Origin of the sequence: Bacillus salitolerans (assembly GCF_042680805.1) — a bacterium.
In the GTDB taxonomy this organism is placed as follows: Bacteria; Bacillota; Bacilli; order Bacillales; family SA4; genus Bacillus_CJ; species Bacillus_CJ salitolerans.
Genome location: NZ_JBHUEM010000055.1, coordinates 265,466 through 286,239 on the forward strand (window position 1 = coordinate 265,466; position 20,774 = coordinate 286,239).

General features: G+C 38.1%; 26 protein-coding genes. 12 read left to right on the forward strand and 14 right to left on the reverse strand.

Going from position 1 to position 20,774, the window contains the following annotated elements:
* Positions 1-88: 88 nt before the first annotated feature.
* The 5 genes from ACFSCX_RS24620 to ACFSCX_RS24640 all read left to right on the forward strand — a co-directional run bounded on the left by ACFSCX_RS24620 (position 89) and on the right by ACFSCX_RS24640 (position 5,974).
* Positions 89-1,516: an alanine/glycine:cation symporter family protein gene (locus tag ACFSCX_RS24620; protein ID WP_377930910.1), complete on the forward strand. Its 1,428-nt coding sequence runs from the start codon at positions 89-91 to the stop codon at positions 1,514-1,516.
* A gap of 374 nt (positions 1,517-1,890) precedes the next feature.
* Positions 1,891-2,277, forward strand: coding sequence for a MerR family transcriptional regulator (locus ACFSCX_RS24625; RefSeq protein ID WP_377930911.1), 387 nt, complete (start codon positions 1,891-1,893; stop codon positions 2,275-2,277).
* On the forward strand, positions 2,274-3,788 hold the full coding sequence (locus ACFSCX_RS24630) for a class I adenylate-forming enzyme family protein (RefSeq protein ID WP_377930912.1): 1,515 nt from the start codon (positions 2,274-2,276) through the stop codon (positions 3,786-3,788). Before ACFSCX_RS24625 ends, ACFSCX_RS24630 begins: the two co-directional genes overlap by 4 nt.
* On the forward strand, positions 3,785-5,473 hold the full coding sequence (locus ACFSCX_RS24635; RefSeq protein ID WP_377930913.1) for an acyl-CoA dehydrogenase family protein: 1,689 nt from the start codon (positions 3,785-3,787) through the stop codon (positions 5,471-5,473). The genes ACFSCX_RS24630 and ACFSCX_RS24635 overlap by 4 nt, the downstream gene beginning before the upstream one ends.
* 189 nt (positions 5,474-5,662) lie before the next feature.
* The gene (locus tag ACFSCX_RS24640; RefSeq protein ID WP_377930914.1) at positions 5,663-5,974 is read left to right on the forward strand and encodes an inner-membrane translocator; all 312 of its coding nucleotides are present in this window, start codon (positions 5,663-5,665) and stop codon (positions 5,972-5,974) included.
* Between the two features lie 148 nt (positions 5,975-6,122).
* Here ACFSCX_RS24640 and ACFSCX_RS24645 read toward each other — a convergent pair whose 3' ends face one another.
* From ACFSCX_RS24645 to ACFSCX_RS24680, 8 genes are all read right to left on the reverse strand, one after another.
* The gene (locus ACFSCX_RS24645) at positions 6,123-6,701 is read right to left on the reverse strand and encodes a CBO0543 family protein (RefSeq protein WP_377930915.1); all 579 of its coding nucleotides are present in this window, start codon (positions 6,699-6,701) and stop codon (positions 6,123-6,125) included.
* A 532-nt stretch (positions 6,702-7,233) separates the two neighbouring features.
* Positions 7,234-7,428, reverse strand: coding sequence for a hypothetical protein (locus tag ACFSCX_RS24650; RefSeq protein WP_377930916.1), 195 nt, complete (start codon positions 7,426-7,428; stop codon positions 7,234-7,236).
* Positions 7,429-7,483: 55 nt separating this feature from the next.
* Positions 7,484-8,041 (reverse strand): hypothetical protein, encoded by a 558-nt coding sequence (locus ACFSCX_RS24655; RefSeq protein ID WP_377930917.1) that lies wholly within the window; start codon positions 8,039-8,041, stop codon positions 7,484-7,486.
* A gap of 542 nt (positions 8,042-8,583) precedes the next feature.
* Positions 8,584-8,775 carry a YfhD family protein gene (locus ACFSCX_RS24660; RefSeq protein ID WP_377930918.1) on the reverse strand — a complete coding sequence of 64 codons (192 nt, stop codon included), beginning with the start codon at positions 8,773-8,775 and terminating at the stop codon, positions 8,584-8,586.
* Between the two features lie 89 nt (positions 8,776-8,864).
* Positions 8,865-8,975: a YfhE family protein gene (locus ACFSCX_RS24665; RefSeq protein WP_377930919.1), complete on the reverse strand. Its 111-nt coding sequence runs from the start codon at positions 8,973-8,975 to the stop codon at positions 8,865-8,867.
* Between the two features lie 100 nt (positions 8,976-9,075).
* Positions 9,076-9,633 (reverse strand): GNAT family N-acetyltransferase, encoded by a 558-nt coding sequence (locus tag ACFSCX_RS24670; protein WP_377930920.1) that lies wholly within the window; start codon positions 9,631-9,633, stop codon positions 9,076-9,078.
* Between the two features lie 399 nt (positions 9,634-10,032).
* Entirely contained in the window at positions 10,033-11,157 is a 1,125-nt protein-coding gene (locus ACFSCX_RS24675; RefSeq protein WP_377930921.1) for an amidohydrolase, read from the reverse strand.
* 51 nt (positions 11,158-11,208) lie between these two features.
* On the reverse strand, positions 11,209-12,114 hold the full coding sequence (locus ACFSCX_RS24680) for a TIGR01777 family oxidoreductase (protein WP_377930922.1): 906 nt from the start codon (positions 12,112-12,114) through the stop codon (positions 11,209-11,211).
* Between the two features lie 136 nt (positions 12,115-12,250).
* On the opposite strand from ACFSCX_RS24680, the gene recX reads away from it, so the two are divergent.
* Complete coding sequence (gene recX / locus ACFSCX_RS24685; RefSeq protein ID WP_377930923.1) at positions 12,251-13,084, forward strand: recombination regulator RecX; 834 nt, start codon at positions 12,251-12,253, stop codon at positions 13,082-13,084.
* Here recX and ACFSCX_RS24690 read toward each other — a convergent pair.
* Positions 13,064-13,732: an SDR family NAD(P)-dependent oxidoreductase gene (locus tag ACFSCX_RS24690; RefSeq protein ID WP_377930924.1), complete on the reverse strand. Its 669-nt coding sequence runs from the start codon at positions 13,730-13,732 to the stop codon at positions 13,064-13,066. The genes recX and ACFSCX_RS24690 overlap by 21 nt on opposite strands.
* Before the next feature lie 84 nt (positions 13,733-13,816).
* Here ACFSCX_RS24690 and ACFSCX_RS24695 point away from each other — a divergent pair, with 84 nt between their 5' ends.
* Positions 13,817-14,134, forward strand: a complete 318-nt coding sequence (locus ACFSCX_RS24695; protein WP_377930925.1) for a YfhH family protein — start codon at positions 13,817-13,819, stop codon at positions 14,132-14,134.
* A 28-nt stretch (positions 14,135-14,162) separates the two neighbouring features.
* Here the strand turns inward: ACFSCX_RS24695 and ACFSCX_RS24700 are convergent, their stop codons facing one another.
* Both ACFSCX_RS24700 and ACFSCX_RS24705 read right to left on the reverse strand, forming a co-directional pair.
* Complete coding sequence (locus ACFSCX_RS24700; RefSeq protein ID WP_377930926.1) at positions 14,163-14,321, reverse strand: YpzG family protein; 159 nt, start codon at positions 14,319-14,321, stop codon at positions 14,163-14,165.
* 30 nt (positions 14,322-14,351) lie between these two features.
* On the reverse strand, positions 14,352-14,510 hold the full coding sequence (locus ACFSCX_RS24705; protein WP_377930927.1) for a small, acid-soluble spore protein K: 159 nt from the start codon (positions 14,508-14,510) through the stop codon (positions 14,352-14,354).
* Positions 14,511-14,652: 142 nt separating this feature from the next.
* Between ACFSCX_RS24705 and ACFSCX_RS24710 the strand changes: the two genes are divergently transcribed.
* The gene (locus ACFSCX_RS24710; RefSeq protein ID WP_377930928.1) at positions 14,653-14,922 is read left to right on the forward strand and encodes a YfhJ family protein; all 270 of its coding nucleotides are present in this window, start codon (positions 14,653-14,655) and stop codon (positions 14,920-14,922) included.
* A 125-nt stretch (positions 14,923-15,047) separates the two neighbouring features.
* Here ACFSCX_RS24710 and ACFSCX_RS24715 read toward each other — a convergent pair whose 3' ends face one another.
* Together ACFSCX_RS24715 and ACFSCX_RS24720 are read right to left on the reverse strand one after the other, a co-directional pair.
* Complete coding sequence (locus ACFSCX_RS24715) at positions 15,048-16,058, reverse strand: DUF3231 family protein (protein WP_377930929.1); 1,011 nt, start codon at positions 16,056-16,058, stop codon at positions 15,048-15,050.
* A 259-nt stretch (positions 16,059-16,317) separates the two neighbouring features.
* The gene (locus ACFSCX_RS24720) at positions 16,318-17,301 is read right to left on the reverse strand and encodes a metal-dependent hydrolase (RefSeq protein ID WP_377930930.1); all 984 of its coding nucleotides are present in this window, start codon (positions 17,299-17,301) and stop codon (positions 16,318-16,320) included.
* A gap of 122 nt (positions 17,302-17,423) precedes the next feature.
* Here ACFSCX_RS24720 and ACFSCX_RS24725 point away from each other — a divergent pair, with 122 nt between their 5' ends.
* Entirely contained in the window at positions 17,424-17,720 is a 297-nt protein-coding gene (locus ACFSCX_RS24725; protein ID WP_377930931.1) for a hypothetical protein, read from the forward strand.
* A 25-nt stretch (positions 17,721-17,745) separates the two neighbouring features.
* Positions 17,746-18,864, forward strand: a complete 1,119-nt coding sequence (mutY, locus tag ACFSCX_RS24730; RefSeq protein WP_377930932.1) for an A/G-specific adenine glycosylase — start codon at positions 17,746-17,748, stop codon at positions 18,862-18,864.
* Between the two features lie 28 nt (positions 18,865-18,892).
* On the opposite strand, the gene ACFSCX_RS24735 is transcribed toward mutY, so the two are convergent.
* Positions 18,893-19,117: a hypothetical protein gene (locus ACFSCX_RS24735; RefSeq protein WP_377930933.1), complete on the reverse strand. Its 225-nt coding sequence runs from the start codon at positions 19,115-19,117 to the stop codon at positions 18,893-18,895.
* A gap of 140 nt (positions 19,118-19,257) precedes the next feature.
* Between ACFSCX_RS24735 and fabL the strand changes: the two genes are divergently transcribed.
* Both fabL and ACFSCX_RS24745 read left to right on the forward strand, forming a co-directional pair.
* Positions 19,258-20,007, forward strand: a complete 750-nt coding sequence (fabL, locus tag ACFSCX_RS24740; protein WP_377930935.1) for an enoyl-[acyl-carrier-protein] reductase FabL — start codon at positions 19,258-19,260, stop codon at positions 20,005-20,007.
* A gap of 93 nt (positions 20,008-20,100) precedes the next feature.
* Entirely contained in the window at positions 20,101-20,265 is a 165-nt protein-coding gene (locus tag ACFSCX_RS24745) for a gamma-type small acid-soluble spore protein (protein WP_377930937.1), read from the forward strand.
* Positions 20,266-20,774: the final 509 nt, after the last annotated feature.

The window sequence follows — 20,774 nt, forward strand, 5'->3', positions numbered from 1 at the left end:
GTTATTACCGTTGACTTGTTATCGAAATTTTTAGATAATTCAAATAGAATTACTGTTCAACAAATTTCGACAGCAGGAGGAAAAAGAGATGGAATTCATTCATGGGTTAATTGGACAAGCAAACAATATTCTATGGTCTTATATATTAATAGGGCTATTACTAGGACTTGGATTGTATTTCACCATCCGTATGAAAGTAGTACAAATTGCAAAGATAGGTGAAATGTTCAGGGTATTAAAGGATAAAAATGAAAGTCTCCCAGGAGAAAGCAGCATCTCTTCACTTCAAGCATTTTTCATTGGTGCAGCAACACGTATCGGTACAGGTAACGTTGCTGGGGTAGCAATGGCAATTGCTTTAGGTGGTCCTGGAGCCGTGTTTTGGATGTGGATTGTTGCCATATTAGGTGGAGCAAGTGCCTTTGTTGAAAGTACGTTAGCTCAAATTTACAAAGTAAAAGATAAACAGGGGTTCAAAGGTGGACCCGCTTATTATATGCAGAAGCAATTAGGTGCAAAATGGTTAAGCTCTATGTTCGCCTTCGGAATTATCATTTCTTTCGGTTTAACTTTTAATGCTGTGCAAAGTAATACAATTGCAGCAGCATTCACAAACTCATTTAACATGAGTGGAGCAGTTGTTGGTGGAATTTTAGTAGCATTAACAGCCGTGATTATTTTTGGCGGAGTACAACGTATTGCAAAATTTTCTGCAATCATTGTCCCAATTATGGCTGGATTCTATATTTTACTAGCAGCATTTGTAGTGTTAACGAACATAACAGCCGTTCCAGCCGTTCTTTCATTAATAGTAAAAAGTGCCTTCGGATTTGAGCAAGTTCTTGGTGGTGGAGTAGGCGCAGCCATCATGATGGGAGTAAAGCGCGGACTATTCTCAAACGAAGCTGGTATGGGTAGTGCACCAAATGCGGCAGCAACAGCAGTTGTGTCTCACCCGGCTAAACAAGGATTTGTACAAGCATTAGGCGTTTTCTTCGATACGTTAATCGTGTGTACAGCAACAGCCTTTATCATTCTTTTGTCTGATTCTTATACAACAGGTTTACAAGGAATTGAGCTTACTCAAGCATCTATGGCAGAACACTTTGGTGGTTGGGCAAGTATTTTCGTAGCTATTGCGATCTTCATGTTTGCATTTAGCTCCATTATCGGTAGCTATTACTATGGCGAAGCAAATATTGAATTCGTTCATAAAAGTAAAACAGCGTTATTTATTTACCGCTTACTAGCTTTAGGTATGGTGATGTTTGGAACTGTCGCAAGCCTACAAATCGTTTGGGATTTTGCCGACTTAGCAATGGCTGTCATGGCTTTAACCAATCTCATTGCAATCGGTATCCTTGGTAAATATGCCTTTAAGGCGCTTGATAACTATATGGAGCAAAGAAAGCAAGGGCTTGACCCAGTATTCTATGCTGATGATATTGAAGGCTTAAAAGGAGTCGAAAGCTGGCCTGTTCGTGAAACGCAGCAACAAGTTAAGAAAATAGGTTAAGTAAGAAGAGACTGGACATCCAGTCTCTTTTTCGTTGCTTAGGAAATTATAAAAGCTCACCATTTGTGGATAACTTAGTGATGTGCGTAGTAATCCGGCTCCAGCGCCCTGCCAAGATGAAATGGCGACGATCTTTGCCATTTTATCCTACTCGAGGGAAAAAGAAAAATCACTTTTTCCTTGGTCAAATAACCCTTGAAGAGAAAAAGGGAAAGAGCACCCTTTTTCTCTTCAAGGAACATTTGCTATGCCTGAGGCTAAACGGGGCGCCCTGAGCCTTTTGTTCTTCTACAAAAAAAATCGGTATTGAAGTTTACGTTAACGTTAATGGTAAACTAGATATATCAAAATATTCTAAAAACAGGATGAATATAATGTACTCGATATCTGATATGGCAAAAGAATTTAAGGTTACAACAAGAACGATTCGGTATTATGAAGAGCTCGGTCTCTTAAAGCCATTGCGTTCTGAAGCAGGGAGACGAGTTTTTACAAGTAAAGATTATGCGAGACTAAAGTTGATTGTTCGCGGTAAGCGGTTCGGCTTTACGTTGGATGAAATTAAGGAAATGGTTCTGTTATTTGACGTTGATCCGACAGGGAAAAAACAGCTGGAGAGGACTATCGATTATGGCAATCAACGAATTAAGGAGGTGAACGAGCGGATTGAAGAACTTATGGAGATGAAGCAGGAGATGGAGCTGCTTCGAAATGACTTTTTAAAACGATTAAATCACTTAAAGGGAGAGAAAAAGCTATGAATATTTCTGAATTATTATCAAGAAATGCACGTAAGTATCCTTTACAAGAAGCAATCGTAACAGAAAAGACAAGACTTTCCTATCAGGAATTACATACAAAAGTCAATCAATTCGCTTCTTCGCTTGAGACAATAGGTGTTCAAAAAGGAGACAAAGTCGTCTTATTTATGCCAAATACAGAGGAATTCATCATTAGTTACCTTGCTGTTCTGCGTCTCGGAGCTATTATTGTCCCGATCAATGCAAAACTCACAAAACGAGAAGTAGAATATATTGTAGACCATAGTGAAGCAAGTGTTTTACTTGTTCATGAATGGTTGTTTGAAAATGTGTCATCCATTGAAAAAGAAGGCTTAGTGTTAATTAAAACAGGAAAGCCTGATGGATTGTGGCGCTCGTTTGCAACCTTGCTTGATGGAGGAGAAACGAAGGAAATCAACTGTTTATTAACTGAAGATGATGAAGCAACGATTTTATATACATCTGGAACGACAGGAAATCCAAAAGGTGTACTCTTCACCTATCGAAATATATTAACCGTCGCGATAATGATGTGTGTAGAAATGGAAATGAAACCAGAAAGTAGAATTCTACATATGATGCCGCTTAGCCATTCGGCACCGCTACACCTATTTTTAGTAGCTGGTTTATACGTTGGATCGACCCATGTTCTCTCACCAACGTTTACCCCAGATGGATTGTTAAAGCTTGTTGATCAAGAGAAGATTACCCATTTTTTTGGGGCACCTGTTGCTTACCTTTTCACAACCAAAATGCCTAACATTGAATCGTTTGATTTATCCACGATGAAGTACTGGGTTTATGGGGGAGCACCATTGTCGCAGCAAGAAGTTCAATATGTTCAGGCAAAATTTAAAACGAACAGCTTGTATTGTGTATATGGTCTTACAGAGGCAGGCCCAAGTGGTACCTTACTTTTAGCAGAGGAACATGAAGAAAAAGCAGGAAGTATTGGAAAACGAGGTGCTCTAGGAACCGAGATTAAAGTGATAAATGAAGCAGGAGAGCTGGCTCAGCCTGGTGAAGTGGGCGAAATTATTCTATATGGTGAAGGGATCATGAAGGGGTACTACAAGGATCCGGTAAAGACTGAAGAAGCGATGCTAGATGGATGGCTTCGAACAGGTGATCTCGGAAAAGTAGATAAGGATGGATACTTTTGGATCGTTGATAGAAAGAAGGATTTAATTATTTCTGGAGGGGTAAACATTTATCCAAAAGAAATCGAAGAAGCCCTTCTCGGTCATCCACAAATCTCAGAAGTAGCCGTTGTGGGTGTACCTCATCCAGAGTGGGGTGAAACAGCTAAAGCGTATGTTGTAGGAGAAATCGAAGACGTAAAACAAGAATGCGTAAGCTATTTAAATGGAAAATTAGCATCCTATAAGATACCTAAATTATATGAAAAGGTAGAAGCATTACCTCGCAATGCAACTGGAAAAATATTAAAGCACGTACTTCGAGAACAACAAACTGGGGTGGTATCGTGAAAAAAATCGATAACTTTTATTCGGAAGACAAGGTTGTTCAGGAAATCGCTAAAGAATATCTATCAGCAGAATTTCACCAATGGGCTGAAAAAGAGCTAATGGAGTTTGGAGAAAGCTGTGCCAACAATATTGATGAAAGAGCCGTTCATACAGATCGTGAAGGTCAGCCAAGGCTCATCAAATATAACCGATTTGGTGAGGAGGTTTCAGAGGTCTGGGTAAATGAAGGATATAAGAAGACAGTAGAAGAAACGTATAATCGCGGTATTGTCGGTTATGTTCATAAGAATATACCGGGGTTAAATAAAAAGGGAAACTATATGTATTCGTATCTACAAGGGTACTTACTCAGTCAAACAGAGCCAGGCTTCTATTGTCCAGTTACGTTAACAATGGCTACAGCCTACCTACTTGATCATTATGCAGATGAGGATGTAAAGGCAAAATTTCTACCACACGTTATTTCAACAGGTGAAACAGAGCTTTTTGAAGGTGCAACTTTCTTGACAGAACGACAAGGTGGTTCAGATGTTGGGGCAAACGTAGTTATGGCCAAATACGAGAATGGAACGTATCAGCTCTATGGTGAAAAATATTTTGCATCCAATGCAGGAATGTGCGGTGTTGCGATGGTGTTAGCAAGAATCGAGGAATCTGCACCAGGAACAAAAGGACTCAGTTTATTTGCTGTCCCATGGCGAAACGAGGATTCCAGTTTAAATGGAATTAAGATTCGGAGATTAAAAGATAAGCTTGGGGTGAGGGCCGTCCCGTCAGGGGAAGTAGAGTTTGAGGGTGCAAAGGCCTATTTAGTGGGAGAAGCATCAAAAGGAATCTACTACATGATGGAAGCATTAAATCTTTCCCGCGTATGTAATGCGATTGCGTCGATAGGAATAATGAGAAGAGCGTATATGGAGGCAAAAAATTATGCGTTCCACCGTGAAGCATTTGGGAAAAGGCTCTATGAGTATCCAATGGTGAAGGATACGCTCGTGAAATTAGCGGTGAAGCATGAAGTAGAGACCAAAGCGACGTTTAAGCTTGTCCACATCTTTGACCAAGTGATGAGAAAAGAAGCTCTATCTACTGAAAAGGATATGGTGTTAAATCGTCTTCTTATTGCCATTTTGAAAAAAGAATCAGCTGAGCAAGCAATTCATTTTTGTCATGAGGCGATTGAAATGCATGGAGGCAATGGATATATTGAAGATTTTGTGATGGCACGTTTACTTCGTGATGCACAGGTGCTTACCGTTTGGGAAGGAACAGCCAATATTCTAGGCTTAGAGGTCCTTAGATTAATGCAAAAATATCAGGCACACCAAGTGTTTATTGACTATATTGAAGAAAAACTACTTAACAATGCTTCTAGTGTTTCCACAGATTTAATTAAAAACGGTCTAGAAGAGTTGAAAAGGATGACAGCTTATATTAGTCAATCAGATGAAGCTGTCCAAACCTTCCATTCGAAAAAAATCGCAAAGCTTATGGCTGATTTGTTTGAAAGCATTATAGCCATTGAGTATGCCGAAAAAAGTGAGCGAAATCGTAAAGTAGCAGAAGTTTTCTTAGAAATGACATGGTTACAATTTACCCGCATAGACCATGATATGAAATCTGTTCAATACTTTGACGAAATCGTCAAAGGGACAGTAGAGAAAGATTCATTGTCCCATGCGTAAGCTAAACCGAGACCAAATCGTGCTGATTTGGTCTTGGTGTATTAAGTCACCTAACAGAACACTATCACACTCCTCTACAAAATCGTACTGATGCACGCGTGTCTGATCTGGAGTATATACGTTTCCCGGTTAGAGATGATAAGGTAATAGTAAATGACAAGTAGGAAGTGAACCTTGAGGAGGATTTAAATGGACAGTTTAATCATTTTACTATTTATTCTAATGATCATCGCTCTTAATGTTGCAACGTTTGTTTTAGTTAAGAAGAATAAGCTAAACATAATGTTATCAGGTTTGATCATCATCGTACTTGCTCCAGTAATTGGATTTTCTAGTGGTGCATTACTATATCAAACATATGATTTTAGTTCAGGTGGTACTGGTGAAGGGGCCGGCTATGGCGGTGCATTTTTGGGACTGATTACGATAGGAAATGGACTTCTTATTTTCCTTATAGGCTTCATTAGATGGATCATAAAATTTTTAACACCAAAGAAATAAAATTAGTTCTCGTCTGATGGGAGAGGAAGATGGCGTCTGAGATTAACTAGGTGATATCTTATTTTGTAATTATAATTAAAAATGTTATGACCCTATTTTAGTGTTAGTTATAAAATCATATAAATAATCAATTGTGGATCATAGGTTTTTAAGTCAATGTAGTTGACCTTTCTTTAAGAAAACCGACAATCTTATAACAAAGAAGAGCAATAGCTATATAAATTACAAAAGAATAGATATGCTCCCAAGTCAACTGTTGATATACACCGATCCAAGCCATAAAAGGCTCTGCGATAAACGCTATAAAGGCTGCTACCACAACAACGACAACTATAAACTTTTTCGTTTCCGTACAATACTGAAACGCTAGCATAAATGGAATAATGACTAAGGATACATCGTAGGGGTAAAACTGCGGATACAGATAAGGTGATAGCCGTACAGGATAAAACCAAAGCAAAGTCGTACTCCCAATTGAATCAAGGATGCTAGCAATCGTTCCTAGAAATAAACCAAACACAAGTATCTCGAAGCTTCTTTTCTTATCTAACAGCTTCCACCATATGATAGGAGGAAGAATCGACAGGATGACTAGAAACCACCACCTAATTGTAAAAAGCTCGCGATGATGCCAATGTGTATATAAAATGTCATAATAACTCTTTTCTGCCTTAAGCAGTTCTTCCAAGGTAGGAATGACAGTAAGAATATCAAAAGAAAGTATCATAAAAGCCACACTCCTTATAGATAGAGTGCGGCTCTAATGAAAATATATTCAACGTCTCTTTTTTCTTTCCACAGAGATGATAACGATAAACAAATAAGGAAGAGGAGAGCTAGTAATGTACCCCCTCTCAAAGCTTTAATTTCTATTTGACTATAATTTTTCAAAAAAAATAGATGAATATTACTATCATTACACAAATTGTACAGAGCTATGGAGTGAAATGTTTAAGATTATTGCAATAACGTCGTAGTTTTAGCTGCTTGTAGGTCAATTTTGAAAACGTATCAGCAACTTATCGCTTTTTATCAGCAACTATTCGGAAATTATCAGCAAGTCAGTATGATTTATCATCAACTTTTACAAATTATCATCAACTTTCCGAGTTATCGGTAACTTTCATTGAATTATCAGCAAGTCGTTTCAATTTATCATCAACTTTTACAAATTATCATCAACTTTCCGAGTTATCCGCAACTTTCATTGAATTATCAGCAAGTCGTTTCAATTTATCATCAACTTTTACAAATTATCATCAAATTTCCGAGTTATCCGCAACTTTCGTTGAATTATAAGCAAGTCGTTTCAATTTATCATCAACCTTCAATAAGTAACGAATCATCAAGGTTTGATAATTTTTAGCAACTTTCGGGGTATCAGCAATATTTAGTAAGTAATCTTCGAGTTGTATAGTTTTATCAGCAACCAATCTACTACTTTCCTCAAACATCAACCTCCTCTTAAACAATATAAGCTACACTACCCATAGCATATAAGGGAATCCATTAATAAAAGTAAGGGTATAAGATAGCGCGAATTAGTCTTCTAAGTGGAAATCGATATCTTCTAAACCGGCGGAATCTTCTCGGGTAGCGTCGACCATAGCCTCCGTAACCTTGTCCGTAGCCTGACCCATATCCACCGTAACCATAGTCATCATCATAGCCGCCAAAAGAAAACTCACGGTCTTGATGATGATCCCCATCGGGAATCAACATGTAAACATTTTCGTCGTCTACCTTATCAACGATTCCATCATATTGCTGCCCATCATTCATTTCTAGAAGTACATAAAAATCCTTATGTTTCTTACAAAAATCTTTCACATGCCCTGGAGCTAGAGATGGTTCTACATTTGGTTGATAAGGGAATTGCGGGAATGGATACGAGCCAGGATTGCTAGGATAGCCAGGAGATGGGTTTAATGGCTCTTGATACGGTAAAGCAGAATAAGGGTAGTTTGTAGAAAGCTGTAAGTCGGGATAAACTGGTGCTGCTGGAGCAGCTGGCTGTTGCAAGGGAAAGCCATGTGGATTCGTGTTGTAATAAGGGTGTTGATTCAATTCATGTTCCTCCTCTTTATCGTGATGTACTCCAACATCATCATATGAAGAGGACAGAAAAAATAGGTATATATAATTTGTAAAGTTCTTACTGAAAATCATTATCCACAGAAAAAGCTCTTATACATCAAGTTCTCCACAAACTTATTAACATTATCCACAATAAATACACTGTTTTGTCCACATTTTTATCCAAAAATGATTGAAAGCCCAAATGCCTGACCAAACAAGAACATGTAGCAGGATATCCACATTATTCACAAAATAAATAAAAACTGTGGATAACTACAACATAAATAAAAGGTAGCCACCTATTGGCTACCCGGTATTCCGTATTTATCCCGCGTGCTAAGACCCCTACTTTAACCTTTATAAGATACGAATAAGTTTAAGTGGGGAATAATCGCCAGTTAAGACTCGATAATAGGAACACAGACTGAGATTGCCACATCCTGTGGCAACCTCTGTGTGATCCACATCGAGCGGGCCACATCTAACATCAGTGGAAGATGAGGAAATCCACCACTGATTAAAATTTCATTTTATTTTTGTCTTCCTTTCGCACGAGCGTCGGCTGCATTAGATCTTGCTAAGGCTTCAAGGTCCTCTTGATCAGCAAGCTCTCGAGAAAACTCAACATCTCTTCCATCTGAATCTAGCTTTGCATAGCTAGGTGTTTGTGGCAAAGACTGTTTATTTTTATCTCTTGATTTATGTCCATGATGTGTTGGCATGTTGTTTCCCCCTATAATCGCGATTTGAACAACGTGTTCACATCTATTTTTTCACATAGAGGAAGAAGATATTACGGAATAATTAGGAATTATTTTGTAAAGCCTCCTGCTTTATCAGCCCTCTTAAATTCTCTAGAGTATGTAACTTCCTGCATGCTTGATAAAGTACTTTTCGTTTTATCACGCTTTTTCTTTTCCATATAATTCCCTCGCTTTTTTTGTGATTTTATTATCAATGTAACCCTTTATGAAGGTTGTTATTCAACAAGCATAAAAAAACCTGTTCCGAATGGGAACAGGTTATGCTTCTTTTAAATGCTCTTCTTGATATATAGAGTGCTCTCTCATTGTATGAAGTGTATAGAGGTCTTTTGGAATTTCAAAAAGATTGTATATATCTTCATTCGCATTGATTTCTTCATATAGGCTTTTCCTTGTTTCATTTGCAAAAATCACATAAGGAAGCTTAATAGCTGCTTTGTAAGAGCGCACATTCACTTTACGGATGCGCATAAAAATGGTTTCAATACCTAGCTCATGGAAGGCTTCATTAAAAAATGCATCCTTTGCAAGCTTGTTATAGCCTTGTCCATGATAAGGTTTACCAAGCCAAGTTCCGAGAAAGCCAGCATTATCTTGGATATCAAATAAGTTAATGGTCCCAATTGGAGCTCCCCATTCATCTAAAATAGTACGTGAAATGATTTCACCACGTTCCTCAGCTTCAATTGTAGACTTCGTTAAGAATAAGAATTCTTCGTATGAGTAGGCTTTATGACGCACAAAAGGGAAGACTTCTGGGTGCACCATTAACTCATACAGAGCGTGTGATTCATATAGATCACGTCTTTTTAGCATGTTTGATCCCTCCATTGATGAGGGCAGTCCTGTGGTAAGGACTCCTCCCCCTGAAATTTTTTCATAATCATTCATCAAAAAAATTTCGGGGTGGGAATCGAACCCACTAGGACCAGTCACATGCTGGTGGCGCACCATTTGCCTTCCCCATAACATTGCTTTATATGTGATAAAAAAAAGATACTAACGTATAATACGATAAAATTTATAAAAAAGATACAATTTTTTTGTTAAGAAATGATGAATTTTTTCGATAAAATTCGCCAACAGGAAACAATTGGTTTGAACAGCTGAGACCAAATAAGAATAACAGTGAAAATGCCTATTGAAGTATCCAAAACTTTCTAAGCTGTAAGGCAAAATCTACAGTTGGAAAAGTATCAAAGAACTAACGATAGACTAATTTTTCTTGTATATGATATCCCCGTTTATCATTGTAAGTCGTACCTTTGCCGTATAGTGAAATGGATGATTAGACCATAGCACAATATCAGCATCCTTTCCGACCTCTAGACTTCCAATTCGATCATCGACACGAAGATTTCGAGCTGCCGTAATCGTAATTCCTTCTAATGCTTTTTGTTCATCTAATCCCTCTCGAACAGCTAATGCTGCACATATATTTAAATATTGGATTGGTGTATAAGGGTGATCGGTCGTGATGGAAACCTCTACACCAACATCAGATAAAACTTGATAGGTCTTCCACGATTTATTTTTTAACTCAATTTTGGACCGACGAGTAAGAGTTGGACCTACACATACCTTTATGTTCTTACCCTCGAACTCCTCTGGTATTAAATGTCCCTCTGTTGTATGTTCAATCCGAAGATCTAAATTGAATTCTTCAGCAAAACGCATGGCTGACATAATATCGTCTGCACGATGTGCGTGAATTCTTACAGGTATCTCTCGGTTTAGCGCTTTTAGGATTGGGGAGACTCTAGGATCATTTGGTTTATCACTATTCTTTGCTTGGTAAAAGGCCTCTCTTAGCATACCCATTATACCCATTCTTGTAATGGAGTCATTGCTGCCATGACTATGAATTCGTTTTGGGTTTTCCCCAAGTGCACACTTTAACCCAGCCGTTTCTTGCAAGAGCATTTTAGATACATTTCGACCATGTGTTTTAATAACGGAGGTAGTTCCGCCAATTACATTGGCACTACCAGGCATAATATGTGCGGTTGTGATGCCATGCTGGATGGCGTCACTAAAGGCAGTGTCAAGCGGATGTAAGCTATCAAGTGCACGAATATGAGGCGTTAGTGGTTCAATGGTTTCATTTGCATCATTTCCAGCCCAGCCTGTTCCTTCATCATATAGACCTAAATGAGTATGAACATCGATAAATCCTGGGAATAAAAATTGTTCCTTACAATCAACGACGAAAGTATCTTCTGTTTGTATGAGGTTATAGCCAATTTCCTTAATTTTTCCATCTTCCACGAGTAAATCTGCATTGTGCAAAGGACCTGTTGTTATCGGAAAGATTGTTGCATTTTTAAATAAAGTTTTCATTTCAATTAGTTTCTCCATTCGTAGGGACAATCCCAAGTGTGACTAGTATTACTATGATTTTAATATGCTAGATAGAGCTTCATCAAGAAAAGAATGAGAAAATTCATAACCATTTTTTTCTGCTTTTTCTGGCAAGACACGTTGACCTTCGAGTACTAACATACTCATCTCGCCGAGGAGCAGCTTTAATGCAAAGCTTGGAGCTGGTAGCCAGTGTGGTCTGCCGATAACATTCCCAAGCGTTTTCCCAAAATCCTGCATCTTCATCGGATGAGGAGAGGTGACATTCATTGCTCCTTCAATTTGTGTGTTTGAGATTGAAAAATCAATCATTCCTACAACATCGTCAATGTGAACCCAAGAAAGCCATTGTTCACCTGAACCGACAGTTCCACCGATAAAAAAATGGTAGGGAAGAATCATTTTATTTAGTGCACCTTCATTTTTACCAAGAATAATACCGAATCTTGGATAAACGACACGTATGCCAAATCCTTCGGCAGCTTTTGCTTCTTCTTCCCATGACCACACCACCTCTGCGAGAAAATCATGGCCATGCTTTTGAGTATCCTCCGTAAAGGTTTCGTGAAGTGATGTTCCGTAATAACCGATTGCACTCGCATTAATGAGTACAGAAGGCTTATTTTTTAACGAAGAGAGGATACGAAGGACTTCTCTAGTAGTGTGAATTCTACTGTTGTAAATTCGTTCTTTACGTGTCTCTGTCCAGCGCCCACTGTTTAAAGGTTCACCAGCTAAATTAATAAAAGCATCTATTCCATCAAGCTCATGTTCAGGCTGACTACCACTAGTTAGCCAAGAGACATAACGTACATTTTTTATGTTAGACTCTTTTAGTTTTCTCGTTAATATGAATAACTCATAGCCTTTTTCCAGAAAAAACTTAGTCAAGGCTTTGCCGACAAAGCCTGTTCCACCTGCAATCGCAATTTTCATCGTCACCCTCCATCGTTCTTTTCATTTATTCATCATTCATTCGTATACTAGCTATTTCCATTTAGTATAGTATTCTCGGCTTTATCTCTTTTTCCTTTTCCCGAATGTGCTATAGTAAAAACGAGAGGTGATAGAAGTGGCGATTATAACGAAAATCTTAACACAGCAAAAAAATAAAGAACGATATAATATATATATTGATGATGGGACAGGTGAAAAATACGCCTTTAGTGTTCATCAAGACGTTTTAATAGCTGAACAGCTGCAAAAAGGAAAAGAGATTGATGAATTTGATATCGAGGAAATTGCTTTTATGGATGATGTAACGAAAGCTTTTCAAAAGGCGATTGTATTTCTATCCTATCGCATGAGATCAACAAAAGAGATTATGCAGCATCTAAAAGAAAAAGAGATAGATGAACCTGTCATCCAAGAGACGATTCAAAAGCTTAAACATCATCAATATATAGATGATCAGGGGTTTGCAGAGGCTTATGCTGTAACGAATGCGAGAGTTTCATTAAAAGGACCCATTGTCCTTCGAGACGAACTCATTCAAAAGGGGATATCATCAGAAGTGATTGAACATGCACTATCTAAAATCCCCTATGAAGATCAAATTCGCTATGCTTCAAAGGTAGCTGAGAAAAGCTATAATAAGTCAACCAAACTCTCTGAAAAAATGCAAAAACAAAAAGTAACTGAGGCACTTGTGAGAAAAGGATACGGCAAGGAGATCATTAACGTGGTTATCGAAGCAATGGCCCCTGAAAAAGATGAAGAATTAGAATGGGAAGCCATTTGTAGAGCCGGTTCAAAGGCATATAAACGGTACAGCAAATTTGATAGCTATACGTTTACGCAAAAAATGAAACAGCACTTATACCAAAAAGGCTTCCCAGTGGAATTAATTGAGCAATATTTGGAGTCTGATGAACTAAAGCAGGAGTTATCTGATATGAATTTCTAGCCTGCCGTCATCCTCTTTAAAAATTTGCTCGGCAATAAGCTTAGCAGACCTGAGCCTAGATTTATCTTTTACATGATTGGAGTCATCCCAAAAAGGGGTATCCATTCCGCCCATATAAACAGCACTTACGGATATAGGAGTCGATTCGAGCTCCTTATAGAGACTTTCTGTAAATCCCCGAACCGCAAACTTGCTAGCACAATAGACGGATTCGTTTACTTTACCACGTAGACCTGCTGTTGAGATAATGTTCATCAACTTGCTCTTAGGTTGCTTTTTTAAATAGGGAAGAATATATTTTGACATATAAATAGTTCCGATTATATTTGTTTGGATGATCTCTTCTATTAAATGGTCGTCCATCGTTTCTAATTCTCCAAAATGACCGATTCCAGCATTGTTGATAAGCATCGTTACGGTATATAAAGAGCAAACATGATGAATGACTTCCTTAACAGAGCTTGGATCTTTAATATCACATACAAAATACTCCGAGGAACATCCAAGTTCACGAATAAGGGTTTGTGTTTCTTTTAAGGTTGATTCAGTGCGACCAATTACTATCGTAGTTATCTCTTTATGACTATACTGAAGAGCTAGTTCACGGCCTAGACCTGTCCCGGCACCCGTTATGATGATAGCGTTCATTCTCATGACTCCTTTATGAGGTTATGTAGGTATTCATAATGATTTGTGCATAATGATAGCAAAAAGAAGAGGAGAATAAAAATAATGGAAAAACGATATAGTGAAATGTCTCATTACGAGCTCAATCAAGAAATTGCTCAATTACATGAAAAAGCACGAAAGGCAGAGCAAATGGGGATGGTGAATGAATTTGCGGTTTTAGAGCGTAAAATCGTGATGGCAAAAGCCTACTTATTAAATCCCGATGATTTTAAGCCGGAGGAAGTGTACGAAATTGACCAAGATCCAGGCAGTTATTTTAAAATTCAATATATGAATGGTGTTTTTGCTTGGGGCTATCGATTAAATGGAGCAGAAAAGGAGGAAGCCCTGCCCATCTCTATGTTGAAAAAAACAAAATAAGCCAGAGAGAGCTCTCTGGCTTTGGAACTTATGAACGCTTACGAGTTTGGCGTTCTAAAATAATTAAATCCTGAGTTTGCTGAGTTTCACCATTTACCTGTGCATGTGCATGCTTGGGGTTTGCCCAAGGCTGTTGATACGGATTAGAGTATAAGTTGTCATAGAACTTCTTTTTTGTATTACGCATTCGAGGCACCTCCAAAAGGTTAAAATGCTGCTATTCGTCTTCTCTGAGTCCTGATGCACGCATTCTTTCTTGAGGATGGGTGTTGATGGTTCCGTTGGCACGTTTTGATGCATATTCGGCTTTGGCCCTCGGTTCCCCCTCAAACTTTTGGTTGTTTTGATTTGGGAATCCACGCTCTTTGTTACGCACTGTAAGAACCCCCCCTTAGCGAAAATTCTATATAATCGTACTTAAGAGTGGTGTGAATCATCTCTTAAGCACGTACTACTAGTATAAGACAAACCATCAAGGATATAAGATAGAAAACTTGGAAAGGATGGGTAGAACTTTTATGAATGAACATATTGAGCGATTAACCAATTTATTGTTAGAAAAGAGTGATGCTTTATCTTATGCACAGGCACGGACATGGATCGAGCTATTATGGGAGGATTTTGAATCCACGTATGCAAAGGCTGGTGAAAAATACATGGGGAAGGAAATGGCTGAAAGAGTTGTGACTCAGTGGATTACCCATTATGGATCTAAATTGCACGAATTTGTAGCGACTAATCCCAAATATGCACATCTTTTAAATCAAGGTGATCATCTAAAACACTAACCATGTAGGGCAATGCCTCATAAGCCAAAAAAACTTGGATATAATGCAAATGACATACAAAAAGGCTGGGTTATTGTAAAACCCAAGCCTTTTAATATTTAGTCCAAAAAAATAACATTAATCATTTATTTTTTATTCATTTGCTTTCGTTCTTCCATTTGTGGTGGCTCTTCCATCCAACCATTGTTTATCATGATTTTGGCACCACGGTGGGCATATTCAAATATATCTTTCATAAAAATGCTAATTTTGGCTGGCAAGTCATTCCGTAAACTAAATGCGGTTCCTAATGAGCTGCTCCCCATAGAAAAACCGCAAAAAAGGCTTGTACAATACATCATCAATTTATCAGAAAATGGGGCTATCGTTGAACGGGTCGGATTCCCACCTGATGAAACAGGGGCTTGTATATTATCGATGAGAAGAGTTTCACTTATCTCCTTTATAATACTTTTGGCAAGTTCCGCTCCTTCAGTAAAGAATTGTTTAACCTCTTTTTCATTCGCACATTGAGCAAAACCTATAATCATCTGCATTCCAATAACATTTGACTCTATAGCATGGTGAAGATGAGCTGTTTCGACTGAATTTAATGGTCGCTTTTCACTAAATGGATTGATCGTCAGCCCGCCCAAATAATTTGTATCCTTCACAAACTCTACTGACTTTGGCATGGATACATAGGGAGGCCGGGCAAGCATACCTTTCTTTATTAAATATTGTGTGCACAGATTGTAATATTTTTGTGTTATGGAAGTCAGTTCTTTAAATAAAATCACGATATCCTCTCGATAAGACATCGTGATATTTAGTGAATGCATGGCCATACTAATCTCTTTTATTAGACGTACGAACATAATATCAAATCCGTTATCATATAACTTTGGAACATCCTTGTTGACATCTTGATCAGAAAACCCGAGCGGTATTACAGCACCTTCACTGTGAAAAATTTCTGTTATTTTACCAACATAAGGATTAATTTCACCGTATAAGCCCGTCATAATGTTTTTTGCTTCTACATCATCAGCTTTTTCAATAAAATACTCTAACATCCGTAAAATCATTGTTTTTTGTTGATATGTTAGCCATAATGATCCTAATTCGGAAGATGTAATCGTAGGGGTTTCAGGCATAAATTCTCCTCCTTCAAAATATGTTAATTTTAGCTTAACCTAATGAAACCATAGTAATGCTCAATTTTTTGTATCGTTTCTTCAGATTGCTATTATGTCCTTCCTTAACATGTCAAAGATTAAAATTATCATGTAATTTCCATCAAGTACGATTACATATATTAAAACAACATGATAAAAGCCCAAATCAATAGATGATTTGGGCTATTTCTTTGTGATCTTTTGTTTTTCTTCAAAAAACGAAACCCCTACACATTCTTTAGTCAGAAGGAAGAAGTTCAAGCTTGTTTCGTAATTTCTCCTCACTAAAAATCCAACCTGTGTAGGAGCTTACAATTTCTAATGATCTATCAAGCTGTACAACCGCCACAAAGGGGTAGTATCCTTTACTCCTATAGCGTAAATCAATAAATTTTACCTCAACATGATCTTCGTACTCTTCGATCTCCCATCTATATACAGGTGAAAAGGATAAAAAAGCTGAAACATTTTCATCTTTTCTAGCTGCTTCCATAATTGGGGTGTTCGGAATAGGAGTGCGCTCAAACGTATCATGAATAATGATTTCTCCTCTTACGGACCTTACCACGTAAAAATAGTCCTCTGATTTAACGGCAATATGCCAGCTATTAAATCGGTACGTTGGCGACACAATAATTTCAGTGGCATCTGGAATTATTTTTTTGACATGATTCGTCACAGACCGCCTCATATTGTATCGAACCACATAATACACCGCAATTCCCACATACATACTTAAAAAGGTTGTCGCAGGGTCCGCTCCAAGACTCCATAAAAGAATTCCCACTAAATGGGCGAAAAAGATAAATGGATCAAAGGTATTAATGACCCCAAGGGCCACCCATTTTCGCGAAAAAGGTCGAAGAGCTTGTGTCCCATAAGCGTTGAAAATGTCGACAAAAACATGAAGGATTACAGCTAAAAATGTCCAAATCCATAGGTGGACAATATTCACCTGTGGGACGAACGTATATATCGCTCCAGTAATGGCAATCGGCCATAATAGCACGGCTGGAATGGAGTGGGTAATCCCGCGATGATTCCGTATATATTTAGCATTATTTCTAAGTTTTAATATCGTATCTAGGTCTGGTGCTTGAGAACCAACAATGGTTCCAATATAGATGACCTGAGAGGTGACTGTATCTTGCGCAACAACGGGGTCGAGAGTAGCCAGTCCACCTAATGCAATCCCCATAACAAGATGGGTTCCAGTATCCATTTAATTTTTCCTCCTTTCTAAAAGAGGGTTGTATCACTAATACCCAAAAAAGAAGTATGTGTAACAACGTAAGGTATTATTAATATGCACAAAAACTTTAGTTTCAAAAAGGAGAATAGCACATGTCGGTTCGTATTTTTATTGAATATAAGGTAAAGTCTTCACATGTTCATCAATATGAACAACAGATGAAAAATGTACTAAGTTTTTTACCTACATTTGGCGCAGACCAAATCAATTGGTTTCATGAGGAAAGAGACAGTAAATACATTGAAAGCTTTTTATTGCCAACCATTTCCCATTACGTGGCATTGAAAAAAATAAGAGCTAAAACGTGTCATACCATTTTTGGGATACTTGACCAATTTATAGAAGGTGGAATTCAAAATATCCAGATTCATGCGGTTAAGGTACAATAGAAGTAGAAAAAATTCTATTGTATAGATGCATCGTGAGGGGAAACAGTTGAAATCGTATGAATATATAAATGACTTTAATATAGAAGGTTTTCAAACCGATTTAATTTCATGGTTTGAAAGAGAGCAAAGAGACTTACCTTGGAGAAAGGATCAAGATCCGTATAAGGTATGGGTATCTGAAATCATGCTTCAGCAAACGAGAGTAGATACCGTCATTCCGTATTTTCTTTCATTTGTAGAGCAATTTCCAACGATTGAAAGCTTAGCAATTGCGGACGAAGAGAAGGTACTGAAGGCGTGGGAAGGTCTTGGTTATTATTCACGTGTTCGAAATCTCCAATCTGCTGTTCAAGAGGTCCACGAGGCTTATGACGGAATTGTTCCGAATACAGCAGATGAAATCTCAAAATTAAAAGGAGTCGGGCCTTATACAACAGGGGCAATTTTGAGTATTGCATACGGTGTACCTGAACCAGCGGTAGACGGAAATGTAATGCGGGTATTATCTCGCATCCTTTCGATTTGGGAGGATATTGCTAAGCCAAAGACAAGAAAAACGTTTGAGGATATTATTCGAGAAATCATAAGCAAAACAAATCCTTCCTTTTTCAATCAAGGACTTATGGAACTTGGAGCGATTGTTTGTACACCTACATCTCCTTCTTGTTTACTATGTCCTGTTAGGGAACATTGCCAAGCCTTTTTGGACGGTACCCAATCAGAGCTGCCTGTAAAAACTAAAAAAACCTCTGTAAAAGATATTCCGATTGCAGTCGGTATCCTTAAAACAAAAGATGATAAATTCCTTATTCATAAACGTGCAGACACGGGACTCTTAGCAAAGCTATGGGAGTTTCCTAATGTGGAAGTATTAAAGGGGCTCACGTTACCAACTAACCAGCTCCAGGAATTTATCTTTAACGAATTCCAAGTAGAAGCTAGCATCGGTGCTATTGTTAGTACACTTCAGCATGCCTTCTCTCATTTAACATGGAACATGACAGTTTATGCCGGTGTGATTGAAGGGGATGTTAAAGAAACCGAAAGACTGAAGCTTGTCACAATCGATGAGCTAGAATCATATGCCTTTCCTGTTTCCCATCAGAAATTGTGGAAGGAATATAGAACAAGCCAACCCATTTAGGATGGCTTGTTTTCGCTTCTAAAATGATTTAATCATATTGAACTCTTGTTCCGTGCGTCCAATCGGCCTCATTACGCTTCATTCCGCCTCTTGCTTCGATTTCTTCGACGATCTCACGGTGTATGGTCTGACCCTCAGCGTTTAAATAAGGAACAATTTGTTGAAACGAACGGTGGAAATAGGCTAGTTCATTATCCTTCCAGTCCGTTTTCGACATCATAGATAATTCGGTCATATCGCGTCCTACATACATATACATAGCTCCTCTCGAAGGAAGTCATTACTATGTTTCTTCTTATTTATACTTGATATGCATGCCAGGAATAAGTAATATTTGGGGTTTTCCAAAAAAAACGGTAAAATATGTACTGATAATAAAGGAGTGATAGAAAAATGACACAAAAAGTTGCACTAGTGACTGGTAGTAGTCGTGGTATTGGAAAAGCCATAGCTTTAAGATTAGCCAAGCAGGGCTACGATATTATTGTAAATTATGCTCGTAGTAAATCAGCGGCAGAGGAAACAGCAAGAGAAATTGAGGCTCTAGGAAGAAAAGCCGTTGTCATTAAGGCGAATGTAGGAAAACCTGAAAAAATTAAAGAAATGTTTGCCGAAATTGATGAACATTTTGATAGACTCGATATTTTTGTAAGTAATGCTGCATCAGGAGTATTGCGTCCGTTAATGGAGCTTGAGGAATCTCACTGGGATTGGACGATGGATATTAATAGTAAAGCATTGCTGTTTTGTGCCCAAGAGGCTGCAAAACGCATGGAAAAATCAAATGGTGGAAAAATTGTCAGTCTCAGTTCACTAGGCTCCATAAGGTACTTAGAGAACTATACGACCGTGGGTGTATCTAAAGCAGCCGTTGAGTCATTGACGAGGTATTTAGCCGTTGAGCTTGCCCCTAAAAATATCGTTGTAAATGCGGTGTCAGGTGGAGCCGTTGATACAGATGCTCTAAAGCATTTCCCAAACCGAGAAGAGCTACTTGAAGATGCCAGACAAAAAACTCCTGCTGGGAGAATGGTTGAACCAGAGGACCTTGTCAATACGGTGATGTTCCTCCTTTCAGATGAAGCATCAATGATTAGAGGACAGACGATTATTGTGGATGGCGGTCGCTCTTTACTTGTATAATTCAGTAACTAAACAATTTTAGAAAAAATATATTTTTTTTAGCATATAAATTTTCACCTCCGGACATCCTAATTTCTGTTGGAGGTGATAATCATGGCAAAAAATCAAGCTTCTAAAACAAATGCTGCTGAAGTTCGTAAGCAAAACGCTGCTTCTGCTCAAGGTGGTTTTGGTGCAGAATTCGCTTCTGAGACAAACGCTCAAGAAGTACGTCAACAAAACGCTCAAGCTGAAGCAAACAAAGGTAAAAACTCATAATACACCTAACAGGCACTCCTTATCAATTTTGTAAGGAGTGCCTCTTCATGTTGGTGCAACCCTAGCATTGAAGGTGGACAAAATAATCATGCACAAGATAGGTGGACAAATTTTATCATGCACAGGTGCCCTGTAAAGGTAGGTGGACAAATTTATCATGTACAAGAGCCCTTATAGGAAGTCGGACAAAATGATCATGCACAAGTCTCTTGTAAAGGTAGGTGGACAAAATGATCATGCACAAGTCTCTTGTAAAGGTAGGTGGACAAATTTATCATGTACAAGAGCCCTTATAGGAAGTCGGACAAAATGATCATGCATAAGTACCCTGTAAAGGTAGGTGGACAAATTTATCATGTACAAGTGCCATTATAGGAAGTCGGACAAAATGATCATACACAAGTACCCTGTAAAGGTAGGTGGACAAATTTTTTGTCCTTTGCCTCTTCATGATTTGTGATGATCGAAACATCATCATGAAGCCTCTTTAAGAGAATATTTGAATAAAA

What these genes read in the sequence shown, in the direction of transcription:
- ACFSCX_RS24660 (WP_377930918.1), bottom strand. Translation starts at nt 8,775, where the DNA reads ATGCCAACACATCATGGACATAAATCAAGAGATAAAAATAAACAGTCT.
- ACFSCX_RS24665 (WP_377930919.1), bottom strand. Translation starts at nt 8,975, where the DNA reads ATGGAAAAGAAAAAGCGTGATAAAACGAAAAGTACTTTATCAAGCATG.
- ACFSCX_RS24745 (WP_377930937.1), top strand. Translation starts at nt 20,101, where the DNA reads ATGGCAAAAAATCAAGCTTCTAAAACAAATGCTGCTGAAGTTCGTAAG.
- ACFSCX_RS24735 (WP_377930933.1), bottom strand. Translation starts at nt 19,117, where the DNA reads ATGTATGTAGGACGCGATATGACCGAATTATCTATGATGTCGAAAACG.
- ACFSCX_RS24675 (WP_377930921.1), bottom strand. Translation starts at nt 11,157, where the DNA reads ATGAAAACTTTATTTAAAAATGCAACAATCTTTCCGATAACAACAGGT.
- ACFSCX_RS24700 (WP_377930926.1), bottom strand. Translation starts at nt 14,321, where the DNA reads ATGCGTAATACAAAAAAGAAGTTCTATGACAACTTATACTCTAATCCG.
- ACFSCX_RS24640 (WP_377930914.1), top strand. Translation starts at nt 5,663, where the DNA reads ATGGACAGTTTAATCATTTTACTATTTATTCTAATGATCATCGCTCTT.
- ACFSCX_RS24725 (WP_377930931.1), top strand. Translation starts at nt 17,424, where the DNA reads ATGTCGGTTCGTATTTTTATTGAATATAAGGTAAAGTCTTCACATGTT.
- ACFSCX_RS24670 (WP_377930920.1), bottom strand. Translation starts at nt 9,633, where the DNA reads ATGCTAAAAAGACGTGATCTATATGAATCACACGCTCTGTATGAGTTA.
- fabL (WP_377930935.1), top strand. Translation starts at nt 19,258, where the DNA reads ATGACACAAAAAGTTGCACTAGTGACTGGTAGTAGTCGTGGTATTGGA.
- ACFSCX_RS24620 (WP_377930910.1), top strand. Translation starts at nt 89, where the DNA reads ATGGAATTCATTCATGGGTTAATTGGACAAGCAAACAATATTCTATGG.
- ACFSCX_RS24650 (WP_377930916.1), bottom strand. Translation starts at nt 7,428, where the DNA reads ATGTTTGAGGAAAGTAGTAGATTGGTTGCTGATAAAACTATACAACTC.
- ACFSCX_RS24680 (WP_377930922.1), bottom strand. Translation starts at nt 12,114, where the DNA reads ATGAAAATTGCGATTGCAGGTGGAACAGGCTTTGTCGGCAAAGCCTTG.
- ACFSCX_RS24715 (WP_377930929.1), bottom strand. Translation starts at nt 16,058, where the DNA reads ATGCCTGAAACCCCTACGATTACATCTTCCGAATTAGGATCATTATGG.
- ACFSCX_RS24630 (WP_377930912.1), top strand. Translation starts at nt 2,274, where the DNA reads ATGAATATTTCTGAATTATTATCAAGAAATGCACGTAAGTATCCTTTA.
- ACFSCX_RS24710 (WP_377930928.1), top strand. Translation starts at nt 14,653, where the DNA reads ATGAATGAACATATTGAGCGATTAACCAATTTATTGTTAGAAAAGAGT.
- ACFSCX_RS24625 (WP_377930911.1), top strand. Translation starts at nt 1,891, where the DNA reads ATGTACTCGATATCTGATATGGCAAAAGAATTTAAGGTTACAACAAGA.
- ACFSCX_RS24720 (WP_377930930.1), bottom strand. Translation starts at nt 17,301, where the DNA reads ATGGATACTGGAACCCATCTTGTTATGGGGATTGCATTAGGTGGACTG.
- mutY (WP_377930932.1), top strand. Translation starts at nt 17,746, where the DNA reads ATGCATCGTGAGGGGAAACAGTTGAAATCGTATGAATATATAAATGAC.
- ACFSCX_RS24645 (WP_377930915.1), bottom strand. Translation starts at nt 6,701, where the DNA reads ATGATACTTTCTTTTGATATTCTTACTGTCATTCCTACCTTGGAAGAA.
- ACFSCX_RS24695 (WP_377930925.1), top strand. Translation starts at nt 13,817, where the DNA reads ATGGAAAAACGATATAGTGAAATGTCTCATTACGAGCTCAATCAAGAA.
- ACFSCX_RS24690 (WP_377930924.1), bottom strand. Translation starts at nt 13,732, where the DNA reads ATGAACGCTATCATCATAACGGGTGCCGGGACAGGTCTAGGCCGTGAA.